The sequence below is a fragment of the Brevibacillus sp. SKDU10 genome, from assembly GCF_001645205.1.
Classification (GTDB): domain Bacteria; phylum Bacillota; class Bacilli; order Brevibacillales; family Brevibacillaceae; genus Brevibacillus_B; species Brevibacillus_B halotolerans.
Map to the genome: position 1 here is coordinate 1 of NZ_LSSO01000191.1, position 16,884 is coordinate 16,884.

The 16,884-nt window shown below is 41.2% G+C and carries 17 protein-coding genes and 2 pseudogenes; 15 read left to right on the forward strand and 4 right to left on the reverse strand.

Features of this window, described 5'->3' with window-relative positions; all coding sequences use genetic code 11:
- Positions 1-362: 362 nt before the first annotated feature.
- Together AYJ08_RS18685 and AYJ08_RS24605 are read right to left on the reverse strand one after the other, a co-directional pair.
- Positions 363-932: a hypothetical protein gene (locus tag AYJ08_RS18685; RefSeq protein WP_231929168.1), complete on the reverse strand. Its 570-nt coding sequence runs from the start codon at positions 930-932 to the stop codon at positions 363-365.
- Positions 929-1,306, reverse strand: coding sequence for a hypothetical protein (locus AYJ08_RS24605; RefSeq protein WP_231929170.1), 378 nt, complete (start codon positions 1,304-1,306; stop codon positions 929-931). Before AYJ08_RS24605 ends, AYJ08_RS18685 begins: the two co-directional genes overlap by 4 nt.
- Before the next feature lie 58 nt (positions 1,307-1,364).
- On the opposite strand from AYJ08_RS24605, the pseudogene AYJ08_RS18690 reads away from it, so the two are divergent.
- A pseudogene (locus AYJ08_RS18690) lies at positions 1,365-1,703 on the forward strand (YolD-like family protein).
- 112 nt (positions 1,704-1,815) lie between these two features.
- On the opposite strand, the gene AYJ08_RS18695 reads toward AYJ08_RS18690, so the two are convergent.
- Positions 1,816-2,223, reverse strand: a complete 408-nt coding sequence (locus AYJ08_RS18695; protein WP_064018972.1) for a helix-turn-helix domain-containing protein — start codon at positions 2,221-2,223, stop codon at positions 1,816-1,818.
- A gap of 246 nt (positions 2,224-2,469) precedes the next feature.
- On the opposite strand from AYJ08_RS18695, the gene AYJ08_RS18700 reads away from it, so the two are divergent.
- The 14 genes and pseudogenes from AYJ08_RS18700 to AYJ08_RS18765 all read left to right on the forward strand — a co-directional run bounded on the left by AYJ08_RS18700 (position 2,470) and on the right by AYJ08_RS18765 (position 15,803).
- Positions 2,470-2,667: a helix-turn-helix transcriptional regulator gene (locus tag AYJ08_RS18700; RefSeq protein WP_082891031.1), complete on the forward strand. Its 198-nt coding sequence runs from the start codon at positions 2,470-2,472 to the stop codon at positions 2,665-2,667.
- Positions 2,668-2,759: 92 nt separating this feature from the next.
- On the forward strand, positions 2,760-2,981 hold the full coding sequence (locus AYJ08_RS18705) for a DUF7667 family protein (protein ID WP_064019007.1): 222 nt from the start codon (positions 2,760-2,762) through the stop codon (positions 2,979-2,981).
- 1,046 nt (positions 2,982-4,027) lie between these two features.
- Positions 4,028-5,173 carry a radical SAM family heme chaperone HemW gene (hemW, locus tag AYJ08_RS18710; protein WP_064018973.1) on the forward strand — a complete coding sequence of 382 codons (1,146 nt, stop codon included), beginning with the start codon at positions 4,028-4,030 and terminating at the stop codon, positions 5,171-5,173.
- A 275-nt stretch (positions 5,174-5,448) separates the two neighbouring features.
- Positions 5,449-6,507 (forward strand): heat-inducible transcriptional repressor HrcA, encoded by a 1,059-nt coding sequence (gene hrcA, locus AYJ08_RS18715; RefSeq protein WP_064018974.1) that lies wholly within the window; start codon positions 5,449-5,451, stop codon positions 6,505-6,507.
- Between the two features lie 76 nt (positions 6,508-6,583).
- Complete coding sequence (grpE, locus tag AYJ08_RS18720) at positions 6,584-7,150, forward strand: nucleotide exchange factor GrpE (protein ID WP_064018975.1); 567 nt, start codon at positions 6,584-6,586, stop codon at positions 7,148-7,150.
- 62 nt (positions 7,151-7,212) lie between these two features.
- Entirely contained in the window at positions 7,213-9,054 is a 1,842-nt protein-coding gene (dnaK, locus tag AYJ08_RS18725) for a molecular chaperone DnaK (RefSeq protein ID WP_064018976.1), read from the forward strand.
- A gap of 150 nt (positions 9,055-9,204) precedes the next feature.
- Positions 9,205-10,326 carry a molecular chaperone DnaJ gene (dnaJ, locus tag AYJ08_RS18730; RefSeq protein ID WP_064018977.1) on the forward strand — a complete coding sequence of 374 codons (1,122 nt, stop codon included), beginning with the start codon at positions 9,205-9,207 and terminating at the stop codon, positions 10,324-10,326.
- A 44-nt stretch (positions 10,327-10,370) separates the two neighbouring features.
- On the forward strand, positions 10,371-11,309 hold the full coding sequence (gene prmA, locus AYJ08_RS18735) for a 50S ribosomal protein L11 methyltransferase (protein ID WP_064018978.1): 939 nt from the start codon (positions 10,371-10,373) through the stop codon (positions 11,307-11,309).
- 21 nt (positions 11,310-11,330) lie between these two features.
- On the forward strand, positions 11,331-12,062 hold the full coding sequence (locus AYJ08_RS18740) for a 16S rRNA (uracil(1498)-N(3))-methyltransferase (protein WP_064018979.1): 732 nt from the start codon (positions 11,331-11,333) through the stop codon (positions 12,060-12,062).
- A gap of 30 nt (positions 12,063-12,092) precedes the next feature.
- Positions 12,093-13,454, forward strand: a complete 1,362-nt coding sequence (gene mtaB / locus AYJ08_RS18745) for a tRNA (N(6)-L-threonylcarbamoyladenosine(37)-C(2))-methylthiotransferase MtaB (protein WP_064018980.1) — start codon at positions 12,093-12,095, stop codon at positions 13,452-13,454.
- A complete protein-coding gene (locus AYJ08_RS18750; protein WP_022585442.1) occupies positions 13,451-13,882 on the forward strand; it encodes an NUDIX hydrolase in 432 nt (143 codons plus the stop codon). Before mtaB ends, AYJ08_RS18750 begins: the two co-directional genes overlap by 4 nt.
- Positions 13,883-14,157: 275 nt before the next feature.
- A complete protein-coding gene (locus AYJ08_RS18755; protein WP_003338212.1) occupies positions 14,158-14,538 on the forward strand; it encodes a CidA/LrgA family protein in 381 nt (126 codons plus the stop codon).
- A gap of 5 nt (positions 14,539-14,543) precedes the next feature.
- The gene (locus AYJ08_RS18760) at positions 14,544-15,215 is read left to right on the forward strand and encodes an LrgB family protein (protein WP_064018981.1); all 672 of its coding nucleotides are present in this window, start codon (positions 14,544-14,546) and stop codon (positions 15,213-15,215) included.
- Between the two features lie 119 nt (positions 15,216-15,334).
- Positions 15,335-15,803 (forward strand): annotated as a pseudogene (locus tag AYJ08_RS18765) (GNAT family N-acetyltransferase).
- Between the two features lie 104 nt (positions 15,804-15,907).
- Here the strand turns inward: AYJ08_RS18765 and AYJ08_RS18770 are convergent.
- On the reverse strand, positions 15,908-16,840 hold the full coding sequence (locus tag AYJ08_RS18770) for a Na/Pi cotransporter family protein (RefSeq protein WP_197490755.1): 933 nt from the start codon (positions 16,838-16,840) through the stop codon (positions 15,908-15,910).
- Positions 16,841-16,884 lie beyond the last annotated feature (44 nt).

A 16,884-nucleotide genomic window follows, 5' to 3' on the forward strand; every position in this document is an offset into this window, starting at 1 on the left:
TGCTCCTCCTTGTAAGGAAGCAGTTATATTATTTCAACTGTCTACCACAAGGGGAGCATATCATTTAAACCGTTAGAGGGTTTTTTCGATTATTAGGTTGTGGTGTTTTCATTTATTATTTTTTCGCAAAAGAGCCACTAATAAAGCAATAGTGAATGATTGAGCGATTGCAAGTAATATCACCATATTCTCAATAAAAGAACCTTTGGTACTTCCGATAACTAAAAACACTAAAAACATTATTGCCATCGTGAGTAACCAGTATAGTATAACGCGTAATATCACAGAAGCTTCTCTCCTTCAGATCAATAATTTATAGTGTCTAACATTAGCGGAAAAAACTCGCAATAGGGTTGGATAAATTAAAGTTCTGGATATTTAAATTCTATACCAAAATCTGCCACTTGGGTAGTTTTTTCGGGTTGAATGGAAAGTCCCACGGGCTTATAAGAAACTGATATAGAACCGCCTATAATTGCATGCCCGTATTGGAACTTAATATTAATCGTACCTCTTTCATGTTTATCAGCGTAAACATATTGAGAAATGTATCCAGAGTGTAGTTGTCTATTACCCATTTGTAAGTCATACTCTGCTGCTACACCAATACCCGGATCCCAATCAGATGCTTTTGAGGAATCTTCGCATTCCCATTTCTTTTTAAAAGCTGGTTTAGTACAATAGCGATTTTCATGATCATCTGGTTTACCTCTTGAGGTCATAGGCATAAAGAATTTGGATGTTACGGGGTATCCGATTGACATTTTATCAGTTAACGTCCAAATCGGGGGTTCTGACCACTCGAAATAACCATATAAATAGTATTTTCGATAACCACTTCTATCACTTTTGACTTCAAAAGCTTTTGCCTTTAACTCTATTTCGCTAAAATCATCTTCTTCATCCTTCTTTTTGGCCAATGATTTATTCATCTCAGATTGACCTTCATCAAATTTATGAGTAACCGTTTTCGAACCAATTTTTTAGCACCTTGATCAATCAATGCTTGCAAGATATGAGGAGGCATATCTTCCAGTTCCTCTTCATCCAAACCAATGTTTGAAATAAGGGCTTCTCGTTCACTTTCTTTCAATTCTGTTTGAGTTGTTTCGGCATAAGCGCTAAAACATAAACTTAAAGATAGAAAAACAGTAAGAGCAGAAAACAGTAATCTCTTCATAATATTTCTCCTTTTCTTATATTTAAGAACAGAATAATTATATATGAAAAAAATGTCAAATATTGAGAAATCATGTAGAACTCGTTTTGCTGCTCGAACTTTAAATACCATTTCTATCCATTGCATATTTTCCTCATCATAAAATAAAGTAGGAACATATATTCGTATTCGAGGAGATGTTTTGATGGCTAGCAAAATTCTTGACCCACTTGTAACGAAATTTATTTTGCCGGAGCATGCAGAAATGTTACGTCAGTATCACGAGGATAAGAAGCTCATCGAGAAACCGATCATTGAAGAGGACGAGTTAGCCAAGTTTTGTTATAGGATATCTGACTCACGACAGTATGACTATGCCTTAACAATTAGTTGGTGGAAAGAAACAAAAGGGGGCCGAGGCGTGATAGAATCCGCTTGGGGATGGGTAGATAAGTTTGATTCTTAATTTAAACAGATTAAGCTAAAGAATGATGAGGATTTCTGGTGGATACCTGTAGAAGATGTAGTGAGTGTGGAAGTCTAAGCAGTGCATCTTTACAATTACATAGAATGTATTTCCTGTGGGAACAGGGATACAGTCAACACCCCATCGAATAAGATTTATGATGGGGTGTTTATGTTATTGTCGAGTAGCCTTAACTAAGTTTCCGGCTATCCCACCAACTAAAAATGGATTTTATTATTTTATTAAAGTCATCATAAAAAACCATTGTCAGAACTCCTAATATTGTTATTAATGCTGAAATTGATCCAGCATTAATAAACAACCCTATAAACATAATAACAAATCCTACGTACAAACCAGTATCTTTGTTATCGGCGATGATTATCTTTTTTTTGAAGCTCTCGTTTCCTTTTATTAACTCATCTAGTGTTACATTGTATAACTCGCTAAGTAAAATCAAATTATCAATGTCAGGATAGCTTTTGTCATTTTCCCATTTATAGACAGCTTGTCTAGTCACACCAATTTTTTGAGCTATATCTTCTTGTGAAAGAGACTTTAATTCACGGAACCTTTTCAATTGCTGACCTAAACTCATTTCATTCATCCTTTTTTGTATCATCATTGCATATAAAGAAATAATTAGTAAAGAAACCATTGGTAACAATGCATGTAAACTAGTGGTTTACATCAACAAATCCCGCCAGTATCGACCAAGCGGGGTCTTTTTTCGTTAAAACCTCCATTTACTCGTCTAAGCATTGATAAAGCCGACACGTAATAACGTAATAACGTAATAACGTAATAACGTAATAACGTAATAGCGGAAGCGAGGCGAGGATAGTTGATAAAAAGTCGGTTGAAAGTGATTTTGGCCGAACGTAATTTAACACAACAGGAATTAAAAATGAAAATGAAATACCCTGTTGCAAATTCTACTTTAAGCAATATTGTGAATGGGACAATCCCTAAACTAGAGACAGCATCAGATATAGCTCAAGCCTTAGAGATGAAAATTGAGGATATATGGATATTTGACTGAGAGCCCATTCACAAAATAAATTTAATGTGGACAGGAAATATTTAGTGACGATGGGAATGCACTGTACCATCAAGATTAAGGAGCTGGTGCAGATGTGGATCGTCCATCAACGGATGGCAGAGCTTTGGTTCATCAATAAGACAAGGGAGCTTACCGACTCGGAAATGATAGAAATGAGTCATTGTCTGAGTGCAAACGCTCAAATAGCTTGGGAGATTGCAAAACTCAAAAACTTATCTTTTATCGCCAGTATGACGAACGACACGGACTGGCAGCATGAGCTATGCTCAAGGATAGAGAAGGTAGAGGGGTGAAATGAAAAGCCCCTCTATCATTTTGAAGTGACGTGATACCACTTTTGATACTGTTTTTTCGTTTAAATAATGATTTTCGTGTTAAAAAGCGTTGCACCAAACGGTATAAAAGTGTATTTTATGCGGTTTTTGGTTTTACTTTCGCGAAAGAATAGTCGAGATGGAAGGATTCCATTGATTCGTTCATTAAAAACACAGCCACCCTTTTGCCACCGTAATTGCTGGGAGAACATCGATATAACATGATGCACTAGAATACACTATGATATTTCAAAGCTTATAAAACCTTGTTATATCAATAGTTGCAGGATGTAATAGAAAACAACTAAAACACAGCTCGTTGCTCAATAACTACATGAAGCATTTATGGCTGTTTTACGTATGGATGACAAGTAATAGTTGAATAAATAAGACTTTTGTTACGAACAGTGACTCATTGCCCCCATCGTCTAGCTCTGAATTGGTAGGCGGATGGGGGATATTTTATCTATTCGTAAGTCACCTGAATGAGTCCACTTCTAGTTACCTAGCTTTAAAAGCAGAATATAAAAGCGCCTTTCTCATCTGGGAGGGGCGCTTTTTCTATATCAATCATAAAAAGGGGTTACGGCTAAGTTGCAGACCAAGAAGGGGAAACAAGAACATCTCTGCGTATGGTGGGGAAATTAGCAAGCATCCAAATATTACACGGCCCTTATTATCATAGACTTTATTTATTATATTGTTTCTATTATAATAAGCGCCTTTGTTGAATAGATTTTCTTACATCTCCCTGCTGTGATCCCCACCATACTTAGAGGACGACGGCGAGTTGACGTGATAGATAAGAATACATTATGATGTTCTAGCAACCCTAAAACATTGCTTTATCAATGTTTGTAGGTTAAACAGAATACAGTTTTGATACAGGTAAATGCTCTATGGCAACGAAAAGCATGAAGGCTGTTCTATGCATAGTTGATATCTTAGAGTCGTGGCCTGACACCATTCTGGCTGTCAGGTCTTCGCTTTGTTAGGCCCAATTTCGTAAACAAGGAGGGGTAGAGATGTCCCCAAATGCTGTATATATCCACATCCCTTTTTGTACTAATAAATGTTACTATTGTGATTTTAATTCTTTTGTTACCAATAATCCTCAGTTGGTCTGGGATTACTTAGAAGCTTTACGCCGGGAAATGACGTTAACGTTCCAGCAAAATCCTCCTGAGCAGATAGAGACAATCTTTGTTGGCGGAGGAACTCCAACGTATTTAGATCAGGAGCAAATGGCGCTATTTTTGCATATGGTAAATGAATATCTTGCTCCTTATTATAGTGCTGATCTGGAATGGACCATGGAAGCAAATCCAGGTACTACTGATCTTGAGAAATTAAAGCTGATGAGATCATCTGGAGTAAATCGAATTAGTTTTGGTGTCCAATCATTCCAAAGTGATTTATTAAAACGGATTGGCCGTATTCATGATGTAGATGAGGTTTATCAAAGTGTGAATAATGCGATTCAAGCTGGGTTTGACAACATCTCAATTGATTTAATGTTTGGTCTGCCGGATCAGACCATGTGGATGTTTGCTCAAAGCTTGCAAAAAGCGATGGAGCTGCCAATCACGCACTTATCCTCCTACGGTTTAAAGGTAGAGGAGAATACCTTATTTCATACTCTGTATCAAAAAGATCAATTACCACTACCGACAGAGGACACAGAGCTAGAGATGTATCTTCTTTTAATAGAAACACTTGAGAAAAACGGGATGTCCATGTACGAGATTAGTAATTTTGCCAAGCCGGGTAAACAGAGCAAGCATAATAAGACTTATTGGTTAAACCAGGATTATTATGGTATTGGGGCTGGAGCACATGGATATATAAATGGAACTAGACATGTTAATGCCGGTCCGCTAGCTGTTTACACACGAATGGCAATGGAAGGCTCTCCGCGTGTAGAGGAATTTGAGGTAACGCAGAAGGAAGCAATGGAGGAGCAAATGATTCTGGGCTTACGTTTGCGTGAAGGAGTAGATATGGAGAGGTTTGTTAATCGCTTTGGTCGAACCGTCCAAGAAGAATTCGGAGAAACATTACAGCAGGAACTCCAAAAGGGAATGATAGAAATCGTAGACCAGCATGTACGTCTAACACCAAAGGGCTTACCACTTGGCAACGAAGTGTTTGCTGCTTTTTTACGCGTGTAGATGGAATATCATGTGAATGAAGTAGGAAGAGAAGAGACAAGGTATCAAATTTTAGAAAATGACATCAGAAAGCACTTTTATGCGGAGAAACCCGAAAAAAGTGCTTTTTTTCTCCTATTTTTTTGCATTTTTCATAGGAGAGAAGTTGACAAATCATCTGTCACTTGATAAGTTAATAGTATCCGTTAGCACTCGCTTGATCTGAGTGCTAACAAAACCAAACCAGAAGTTGCCAATCGACATAGCCAAACATGTTAGAAGGAGGGCGTTTAGGTATGTTAACGGAGCGACAAAAGCTTATTTTGCAAGCTATTATTGAAAATTACATTCATTCGGCAGAACCCGTTGGCTCCAGAACCATTTCCAAACGGCCTGAAATCACCTTCAGTTCGGCTACGATCCGCAACGAAATGTCTGATTTGGAGGATTTGGGTTATTTGGAGCAGCCGCATACCTCTGCAGGACGTGTTCCTTCCACGAAAGGCTATCGCTTCTACGTGGACCACATAGTGGAGCCTAATTTGTTGAAGAATAATGTAGATGTAAGCACTTGGAAGCAAATGTTTGCTGATCGGATCTTGCATTTTGAAAATGCCGTGGAACAGACAGCATCGGTCTTATCCCAATTGACTAACTACACGGCAGTTGTTCTTGGACCAGAAATCTTTGAACATCGCTTGAAACATCTGCAAATTATCCCTTTGAGTGACACACAAGCTGTAGCGATTATTGTAACTCAAACAGGGCGTGTAGAAAATAAGCGTATTGATTTGCCGACGGGACTATCACCGAGCGATATGGAGAAATTGGTTAATGTTTTAAACACAAGATTGCAAGATACACCATTATGGCAATTGCGCCAACGCTTGTATCAAGAAGTATCTGATGAGTTGAAGCGTCATGTGGATCATTATGAAGAGATGCTAACTATGATTAGTAATGCTATTGAAAGTGATTCATCTGATCGTTTGTTGCTGCGAGGAACTACTAAGTTCATGGAGCAGCCAGAGTTTCAGGATGTAGAAAAAGTCAAAGAGATTTTAGAGCTGTTTGAACGCAGTGACCAAATGACGCATCTGTTTGAAACCAATGAGAAGGGATTGCAGATACGCATTGGTCATGAAAATCATCTTGACGCCATGAAGAATTGTAGCATCGTTACGACCAATTATTCCTTTAACGGTAAGCCTGTAGGTACTATTGGTATACTTGGACCTACGCGTATGGAGTATGGTAAAGTGATTGCTGTCCTGGATTTCATTGCTTTGGGATTGTCACGGATGTTAACTGCACAAATAGAAGGACAATCTTCAGAGGAGCAAGAGGATTCATGACGCACAAGGCGGGCTGGTTACAGTTGCTCGCTTACATAGATTAAGATTATTAGTCACACAAGAGGAGGTAATCAGATTGAGCGAAGAGAAAGCAAAGGTTGAACTTGAGCAAGAAGAAATGGCTCAAGACCAAGCCAAGCAAAATGAGCAAGCTGAAACTGAGGCGGCAGAAACAGGTGAAACATCTGACCTAGCAATGGAAGTGGAGCGTCTTCAGGCTCAATTGCAAGAGCAAGAAAACCGTTTGCTACGCAACCTGGCAGATATGGATAATATGCGTCGTCGCTCACGTAAAGAGCAAGAGGATTTACAAAAATATGCCTCTCAAAAGGTAGTGGAATCCTTACTGCCAGCGCTTGATAACTTTGAACGCGCTCTTGCTGTTGATCCTAATACTGCTACTGCTGAAAGTATTCTACAAGGGGTGCAAATGGTGTACCGCCAAGTAATTCAGGTATTCGAGCAAGAAGGCCTACAAGCTATTGAATCAGTTGGTCATGCGTTTGATCCACATGTACATCAGGCTGTGATGCAAGTGGAAGATTCTAATTACGAAGCAAATGTTGTCGTAGAAGAATTACAAAAGGGTTATCAATTCAAGGACCGTGTTATCCGTCCTGCAATGGTTAAAGTAAACGCGTAAATGAAGATGTTTTAGCCCAAAAATCATTCACATTTTGTAGATAATCGAGGAGGAAAAGATTTATGAGTCGTGTAATTGGTATTGACCTTGGTACAACTAACTCTTGTGTAGCGGTTATGGAAGGTAACGAGCCTATCGTTATTGCCAATGCTGAAGGAAACCGTACAACACCTTCTGTAGTTGCTTTCAAAAACGGAGAGCGCATTGTTGGTGAAACAGCAAAACGCCAAGCAATTACAAACGCTGATAATACGGTTATCTCCATCAAACGTTGGATGGGTACAGATCATAAAGAAACATTAGAAGGTAAAGATTATACACCTCAAGAGGTTTCCGCAATGATTCTGCAAAAGCTTAAAGCAGATGCAGAAGCTTACCTAGGACAACCGGTGACTCAAGCAGTTATCACAGTTCCTGCTTATTTCAATGACAGCCAACGCCAAGCTACTAAAGATGCAGGACGCATTGCCGGTTTGGAAGTTTTGCGTATTGTCAACGAGCCTACAGCGGCGGCACTTGCTTATGGTTTAGAGAAAAATGAAGACCAAACAATCCTAGTTTATGACTTGGGCGGCGGTACATTCGACGTATCTATCCTTGAGTTGTCTGAAGGTTTCTTTGAAGTTAAAGCTACTTCTGGAGATAACAAACTAGGTGGGGACGACTTTGACCAAGTGATCATGGATTATTTGGTAGCTGAATTTAAGAAAGAAAACGGCATTGACCTATCTCAAGATCGCATGGCTATGCAGCGTTTGAAAGATGCGGCTGAGAAAGCGAAAAAAGATTTGTCCGGCGTTGTTACTACTACGATCTCTTTACCGTTTATCACAGCAGATGCTTCTGGTCCTAAGCATATGGAGATTAGTTTGTCCCGTGCGAAATTTGAAGAGATCTCTGCTGGTTTGGTAGAGCGTACGATGGGTCCTACTCGTCAAGCTCTATCCGATGCTGGTCTTTCTCCAAACCAAATTGACCGTGTTCTTCTTGTTGGTGGTTCTACTCGTATCCCAGCGGTACAAGAAGCAATCAAGAAGTTCATTGGCCAAGAACCTCATAAAGGTGTTAACCCAGATGAAGTAGTAGCCCTTGGTGCTGCTGTTCAAGCGGGCGTGTTAACTGGTGATGTTAAAGACGTAGTGCTTCTTGACGTAACACCACTTTCACTTGGTATTGAAACATTGGGTGGAGTATTCACGAAGTTGATCGATCGCAACACAACGATCCCAACAAGTAAATCTCAAGTGTTCTCTACAGCAGCGGACAACCAAACAGCGGTTGATATCCATGTTCTGCAAGGGGAGCGTCAAATGGCAGCAGACAACAAAACGTTGGGCCGTTTCCAATTGACTGATATCCCACCAGCACCACGCGGTGTTCCACAAGTAGAGGTTAGCTTCGACATTGATGCTAACGGTATCGTAAACGTTCGAGCTAAAGATTTGGGAACAGGTAAAGAACAAGCAATCACAATCACTTCTAGCTCCGGTCTTTCTGACGAGGAAATCGACCGCATGGTAAAAGAAGCGGAACTAAATTCCGAAGCAGATAAGAAACGCAAAGAAGAAGTAGAAATTCGCAACGAAGCAGATCAGTTAGTATTTACTACTGAGAAAACACTAAAAGACCTTGAAGGTAAAGTAGAGCAAGCTGAGATCGACAAAGCTAACGAAGCGAAGGATAAAACGAAAAAAGCTCTAGAAGGCGGTAACTTCGACGAGATTAAAGCTGCGAAGGAAGAGCTTTCTGGAATCGTTCAACAATTGTCTGTTAAATTGTATGAGCAAGCAGCACAAGCACAACAAGCGGCTCAAAATGCTGACGGTGAAGGTGCAGCTCAAGCAGGAAAAGACAACGTGGTAGATGCTGACTATGAAGTAGTTGACGAAGAAAAGAAACAATAAGAATAGATACAATGATTGTAAGAGGAGTCAAAGTCACACAATGTTGACTTTGACTCTTTTCCTTTATGGAATGGGGATTCTATTGAAGCTTGCAAGTATACATGCTAAGATTATCTTTGATTGTCTTGGATACGGGAGTGATAGACAAGTATGAAACGAGATTATTATGAGGTGCTGGGACTTGGAAAAGACGCCAGTGCAGATGATATAAAAAAGGCATATCGCAAGTTGGCAAGACAGTATCATCCGGACGTTAATAAAGAGGCAGATGCTGAACAGAAATTTAAAGAAGTAAAAGATGCATATGATGTACTCTCCGATGACCAAAAACGTGCACAATACGATCGCTTTGGACATCAGGACCCGAACCAAGGCTTTGGCGGAGGCTTTGATGCTTCTGGTATGGGCGGCTTTGGTGATATCTTTGACATGTTCTTTGGTGGCGGTGGACGTCGTGCTAATCCAAATGCACCGCGCCGTGGGGCTGACTTGGAGTATGCGATCAACATTGACTTCCTGGATGCTGTATTTGGCAAAGAAAGAGACATTGAGATTCAACGTGAAGTAGAATGCGATACGTGTCACGGCAGTGGAGCCAAACCTGGTACAAAGGTAGAAACCTGCTCAAGATGTAATGGATCTGGACAGGAGGAGGTTCAGGCAAACACTCCATTTGGGCGCGTTGTGAATCGCCGTGTTTGCTCTGTTTGTCATGGTAAAGGAAAGCAGATCAAGGAAAGATGTACAACGTGCAGAGGCACTGGTCGCAATAAAGTCAAACGCACGATCCACATTAACATCCCTGCTGGGGTGGATGATGGACAGCAAATGCGCATTACTGGCGAAGGTGAAGCTGGTGTGAATGGTGGACCAGCGGGTGATGTTTATGTTATGTTCCGTGTACGTAAACATGATTTCTTTGAACGCGATGGCAACGACATCTATTGTGAGATGCCAATTAATTTTGCTCAAGCAGCTCTAGGTGATGAAATTGAGGTGCCTACAGTAGATGGACGTGTGAAGCTGAAAATCCCAGCAGGAACACAAACCAACACTTTCTTCCGCCTGCGTGGAAAAGGTGTGCCACACTTACGTGGAAATGGACGGGGCGATCAGCACGTGAAGGTTAAAGTAGTGACACCTACGAAATTAACCGATCGTCAAAAAGAGCTGTTACGTGAACTTGGGGGACTAGAAGACGGTGCACCCCTGCATGAACAACCAGAAGAGAATTTCTTCGATAAAATCAAGCGTAAATTACGTGGCGAATAAGGCGAATAATATGTTGTGGAAAGCTAGATGGGGGATGGTAGAGCATGAATTGGTCAGAAGTTAGTATTCACACCACGGCAGAGGCGGTTGAGGCTGTCTCTAGTATTTTGTATGAAGCGGGAGCAGGTGGCGTTGTCATTGAAGATCCCGAAATTTTATCCCGTGAGTGGAGCACGCCTTTTGGTGAAATCTACCACCTCTCACCAGATGACTTTCCAACTGATGGTGTGATTGTAAAAGCTTATTTTCCTGTGAATAGCTATTTGGGCGAAACCGTTGAAGAAATTAAAACACAGGTAAATGAACTTCTGACCTTCGGATTGGATGTCGGTAAAGGAACCGTAACTATGACCGAGGTTCATGAAGATGATTGGGCATCTGCTTGGAAAAAATACTACAAGCCAGTTGCCATTTCAGAACACATCACGATCACACCGATCTGGGAGGAGTACAAACCAAAGCGAGAAGGGGAGCTTATTATCGAAATGGACCCTGGCATGGCTTTTGGTACAGGTACACATCCTACCACTGTGCTGTGCATTCGTGCGATTGAACGCTACCTGAAAAAAGGGGATCGCGTTTATGATGTGGGAACAGGCACAGGGATTTTAAGTATTGCTGCTGCTAAGTTAGGTGCATCTTCCTTGACGGCCATGGATTTAGATGAGATTGCTGTTCGTTCTGCTCAAGAGAACTGTAGCATTAACAAAGTAGCTGACAAGGTTTTGGTGAAACAGAACAATCTGCTCGATGGGATCAATGAAAAAGTTGAAGTCGTGGTTGCCAATATCTTAGCCGAAGTAATTATTCGTTTCACGGATGATGTTCATCGTGTATTATTGCCTGGCGGTACGTTTATTGCTTCAGGGATTATTGGAGCGCGTGAAAATGATGTAAAAGAGGCATTAGCTGCCTCGAATTTGGAAGTTATAGAAACAGTTTACATGGAAGACTGGGTAGCAATTATCGCGAAAAAACGTTAGAATAATGGGGTTAATGATCAGATGCAACGTTATTTTATAGATAGCCAACAATTTTTTGACAATCAAGTGGTTATTACCGGAGACGATGTTCACCACATTGTGAAGGTTATGCGCACAGAGATTGGCGATCATATTTTGGTTAGCGATGGGAGAGGACGGGTGGTTAAAGCCCGTCTTTCTGCCTTGGAGCCCAAAGAAGTGCGCGCTGAGATCGTGGAGCATATCACGAAACAAACAGAATTACCCGTATCGGTAACGATTGGTCAGGGGTTGCCAAAAGGGGACAAACTAGAGTGGATTTTACAAAAGGGAACGGAGCTTGGAGCGACTTCCTTTGTACCGTTTCAATCAGAGCGTACCATCGTTAAGCTAGATGCAAAGAAAGAAGCTAAAAAGCTAGAGCGTTGGTCAAAAATTGTAAAAGAAGCTGCTGAGCAATCACATCGGGCCTATTTACCTGAGGTGTTAACTCCGCTTTCCTTTAAGCAGGTGGTTGAACATGCGAAAAGCTATACCACTGCTGTTATTGCATATGAAAAAGAAGATACAAAACGATTGGGCGAGGTGCTGTCAAACTTGTCTGTTGGCGACTCGCTTTTCGTCATGATTGGACCAGAAGGTGGATTTTCTGAAAGTGAAATTCAGTATGCAGAAGAAAATGGTATCCATTCTGTTTCGCTTGGTCCCCGTATTTTACGCACGGAAACAGCTAGTCAGTATTTGCTAGCTGCCGTTTCCTATCAATTTGAATAAGTCATACGTAACAGTGAAAGGAGGAGAGCAATGAATAAGGTTGCTTTCCATACATTGGGCTGTAAAGTAAACAGTTATGAAACAGAAGCGATTTGGAACCTGTTCAAGCAGAATGGCTATGAACGGGTAGACTTTGAGCAGGATGTAGCCGATGTATACATTATTAATACCTGCACAGTTACCAATACTGGTGACAAAAAAAGCCGTCAAGTAATTCGACGTGCTATCCGTCGTAACCCTGAGGCGATTGTTGCTGTCACAGGGTGCTATGCACAAACCTCACCAAAAGAGATCGCTGAAATTCCAGGTGTTGACATCGTGGTAGGTACACAAGGCCGCGATCGTTTATTGGAGTATGTTGCACAGATTCGCGGAGAACGCACACCGATTAACGCGGTAGGAAATATCATGAAAACACGTGATTTTGAAGAGCTTGACGTACCGAATTTTTCCGATCGTACGCGTGCTTCCCTTAAAATTCAAGAAGGCTGTAACAATTTCTGTACTTTCTGTATTATTCCGTGGGCACGTGGTCTCATGCGTTCCCGTAAGCCCGAAAGCGTGATTGAACAAGCCAAAAAACTAGTAGCGGAAGGATATCTTGAGATCGTTCTGACTGGTATTCACACAGGTGGATATGGAGAGGATTTAGAGGATTACAATCTGGCAAAATTACTAGTTGAATTGGAAAAGGTGGAAGGCTTAAAACGTATTCGCATTAGTTCTATTGAAGCGAGTCAAATTACGGATGAGGTCGTGGCAGTAATTGACCGCTCCGAGAAAATTTGCCGCCATCTGCACGTACCACTGCAAGCAGGCAATGATGCTGTATTAAAACGCATGCGTCGCAAGTATACTACGGCAGAATTTATGGAGCGTATTCGTAAAGTTCGCAAGGCATTACCTGGAGTTGCTATCACAACGGATGTGATTGTTGGTTTCCCGGGTGAGACCGAAGAGCAATTTGTAGCGGGCTATAGCTTTATTAAAGAGCTAGGCTTTGCAGAGCTGCATGTCTTCCCGTATTCTATGCGCACAGGAACCCCTGCTGCACGGATGGAAGATCAGGTGGATGAAGAAGTGAAGAAGGAACGTGTAGCGAAGCTTATTGAATTAAATCAACAGCTATCTGTAGAATATGCACAGCCGTTTATCGGTGATGTTCTAGAGATCATTCCAGAGCGTCCGTATAAGGAAGACCCAACGAGCGGCAAGCTAATGGGCTATTCCGATAATTACTTGAACGTGGTGTTTGAGGGTACAGAGGATATGATTGGGAAAATTTGCAAGGTTCGTCTCGATGAGGTTGATGCTGAATATTGCAAAGGAACGTTCGTTCGAGTAATAGAATCCCTACCTATCGAAATGGACAGCAAAGGAAAAGCAGTATGAAGGAAATCTCTGCAGGCGGTGTCGTCTATCGAAAACGAGATGGAGAGATTAGCTTATTGATGATCAAGGATCGTTTTGGCAAGGTAACGGTAGCGAAAGGCAAGCAAGAGCCAGGCGAGACCTTGATGCAGACTGCTATTCGAGAAATTGAAGAGGAAACGGGCATACAAGGGGAACTAGGCCCATTGCTAGAGGTTGTTCACTACACCTACCAGCATCCGATTCAGCAAATTTTGATTGAAAAAGAAGTACACTATTATTTAGTCAAAGCGTTGACGGATCAAGTAACGGTTCAGGTAGAAGAAATCGATGCAGTGCAATGGCTCAAGCCAGAGGCTGCTTGGGAACTACACGAACAAGCCGGTTATGAGAACAACCGCAGTGTGTTGCGAAAAGCTTTGGAAACCTTGGGAATACAGGTTATATAGAACAATGAGAGCTCGACCAGAAATGGTTGGGCTTTTGTTGTCCAGTCGCATTTAGTGGCAGGATGAACCTTGTATGTTTATGTGGACAGGAAGATATAGGCGATTGTGGACCTTGTCATTAGGGGGAACAGTAAAAGAAAGTCAAACACCAGCGTAGAGCATCTAAGAAACCCCTTACAAAAATGAACAATTGCGTATAGTGTTAAAAAAGGGTTTGTTCCGCAGCTCAACAGCGTTATGATAAAGAACGACAAATAGAAAAGGGAGTGGTAGGAATGTACGGATGGATCATCCTGTTTGCCTTTTACGGTATAGGTGTTATCTTTCATAATTACCTGTATATTCCTCTTCCAGGCAGTCTCATTGGGCTTATACTTTTGACAACGAGTTTGGTAACAAAGTTGGTACCATTGCGATTAGTGGAAGGGGCGGCAGATTTTTTACTCAAAAACATGCTCTTGTTTTTTGTCCCTATTATCGTTGGAGTTACGCCTTATTTTCATTATTTGGAGCAAAAACCGCTTGCCATCCTTGTGGCATTAGTGGCAGGTCCTGTAGCTGTCATGATGGTAACCGGAATTGTGGTCCAAAAATGGCGTGACTGGGAAAAACGAAAAGAGGATGTACTTCTACAGCAAAGTGAACGGGGGGACTGAGGATTATGTGGGAGGTTATCGCGATTCTCCTAACACTAGCTGGTTATATGGTGGCTAAAATGGTATCAAAAAAATATCCGTTTGTGCAGCCAATGATTGCAGCGTCCATTTTAGTGTGGTTAGTGTGGTGGCTTATCAATAGTGATTGGAAACTCTATGATAGAGGAGGCTCGTACATTTCTTTCTTTTTAGGGCCGGCAACAGTAGCGTTAGCCATCCCATTGGCAAAACAATTTAAACAGGTATTAGAGCTGTGGAAAGCTATTTTAGCTGGTGTCGCTAGCGGATGCATTGTTGCGATTTCTTCATCATGGTTCATGATTTGGATAATGGGAGGAGATCAAACCCTGATTCGTAGCATGATTTCTAAATCGGTCACGACTCCTATCTCGGTCGAATTAACCAATACAATCGGAGGAATACCTGCATTAGCGGCCTTATTTACAGCCGTAACAGGTATTGTCGGAAGCTTGCTATATCGGCTTGTCATACGTGTGGGACGCATCTCAGATGATTGGGCCATTGGATTAGCAGTGGGAACCAGCGCTCATGCAGTCGGCACAGCAGGTATGATGAATCAGAGTCAACGAAAAGCTGCGGCGTCTAGCTTGGCAATGATCTTAGCGGGAATTATTACATCTATTTATTTTATCCCGATTCAGATGCTGCTTTCTTAACTATCGTGTTATTTTTGACACCTATCGTGCAGCAGAACTTTGCTTATAATGGCACTAGAACTACCTATGCATATTTTTACATACCACTAAATCTTCTTCTTGCGAGGTGTTTAACGGTTATTCGTCACGTTAATCCTTCAAATTATACAATCGTATCACCGCTTATTAATGAGTGATGGGGTGGGAGACAGATGGCGGACGTGCTCCCTAAATTATTTTTTGAGCATTTTACTCATACTAGCTTCATTGCTGAAAAGAATGGCGAATTGATAGGCTTCTTAATTGGTTTTTTGTCTCAAATCCATACAGACGAAGCTTATATTCACTTTGTAGGTATACATCTGTGAGTATCGGAAAAATCAACTGGGGAAACGCTTGTATAAGCAATTTTTTCAAAAGGTGCTAGAAAGTAATCGCCATGTTGTGTGTTGCGTAACGTTGCCTGTCAACAAGGCTTCCATAGCCTATCATCAGAAAATGGGATTTGAAATTGAACAAGGGGATTCGGAAGTAGATGGCATCTTTGTTTTTACTGACTATGATGGAAAAAATGAGCATCGTGTTTTATTTGTGAAGCAATTAACCTAATCAAATATGTGAAAAAAGGTAAGTAACTATGCGGAAAAACCCATACGTACTTACCTTTTTTTTATTGTGATTTTGCTTGCGAAAAGGAGATGTGAAGATAAAGCTTATTTGTGTTCTGGGATTAACCACTGAATTCCTTTGGCTATGCTAGAAGCGAAGGGGAGAGCAATTACGGAGCATAATAAGTTAAAAATCGTTTGCGCATGGGCAATTTGCATAGAAGGATTCGTTGTCAATAATCCTGCTAAATAAGCTAGCATTGAAACAAATGGCAGGAATACAAGTCCCCCGACTACATTAAAAAGCGTGTGGCACCAAGCAACTTGCTTAGAAGCGGTATTTGTGCCAATGCTAGCAATGATGGCGGTGATACAGGTACCGATGTTACCACCTAACACGATGGAAATGGCTGTGTCCATGGAAAAGACTCCGTAGGTTATTAATGTCATGGTAATGGCTGTTGTAGCAGCGCTGCTGTGAACTAAGGCTGAAAAGACTGTCCCAGTCAAAAGACCAATCCAAAGGGAGTGCTTGCTTTCAAGAAATAAGGTTCGGAACGTTTGTGAGTTTTCTAAAGGCTTGGCAATGACTTGCATCGTATCAATGCCTAGAAATATGAGGCCAAATCCCCCAATAATTAGTCCTATTGCTTTTGATCTACGCTTGGGCTGCAACCACATAGCCACTCCAATCAATAGCATAGGAACGGCAAAATCCTCGAGATGCAGAGCAATTAATTCTGTAGTAATGGTAGAACCTACATTGGTACCTAAAATGATTCCAATAGTCTGTGAGAAGCCGATAATACCTGCTTGCGTCAGCCCGATTGTTAAGACCGTAACAGCCGTGGAGCTTTGCAAAACAAAGGTAGAAAAAAGACCAGAAAAAAAACTATGTGTTATTGAACGGGTAAAACGTGTTATAATCAGTTCCATTCGCTGTCCTGCTAATTGATTAAAGCCAATTCTCATAGCGTACAGTCCAAGCAAAAAGAAACTGAGTCCCATGAAAAACGGCAACAAGATGTGATATAACATGGACAATTCAATTCCCCCCATGAAAGGTACCTTATAAATACGCT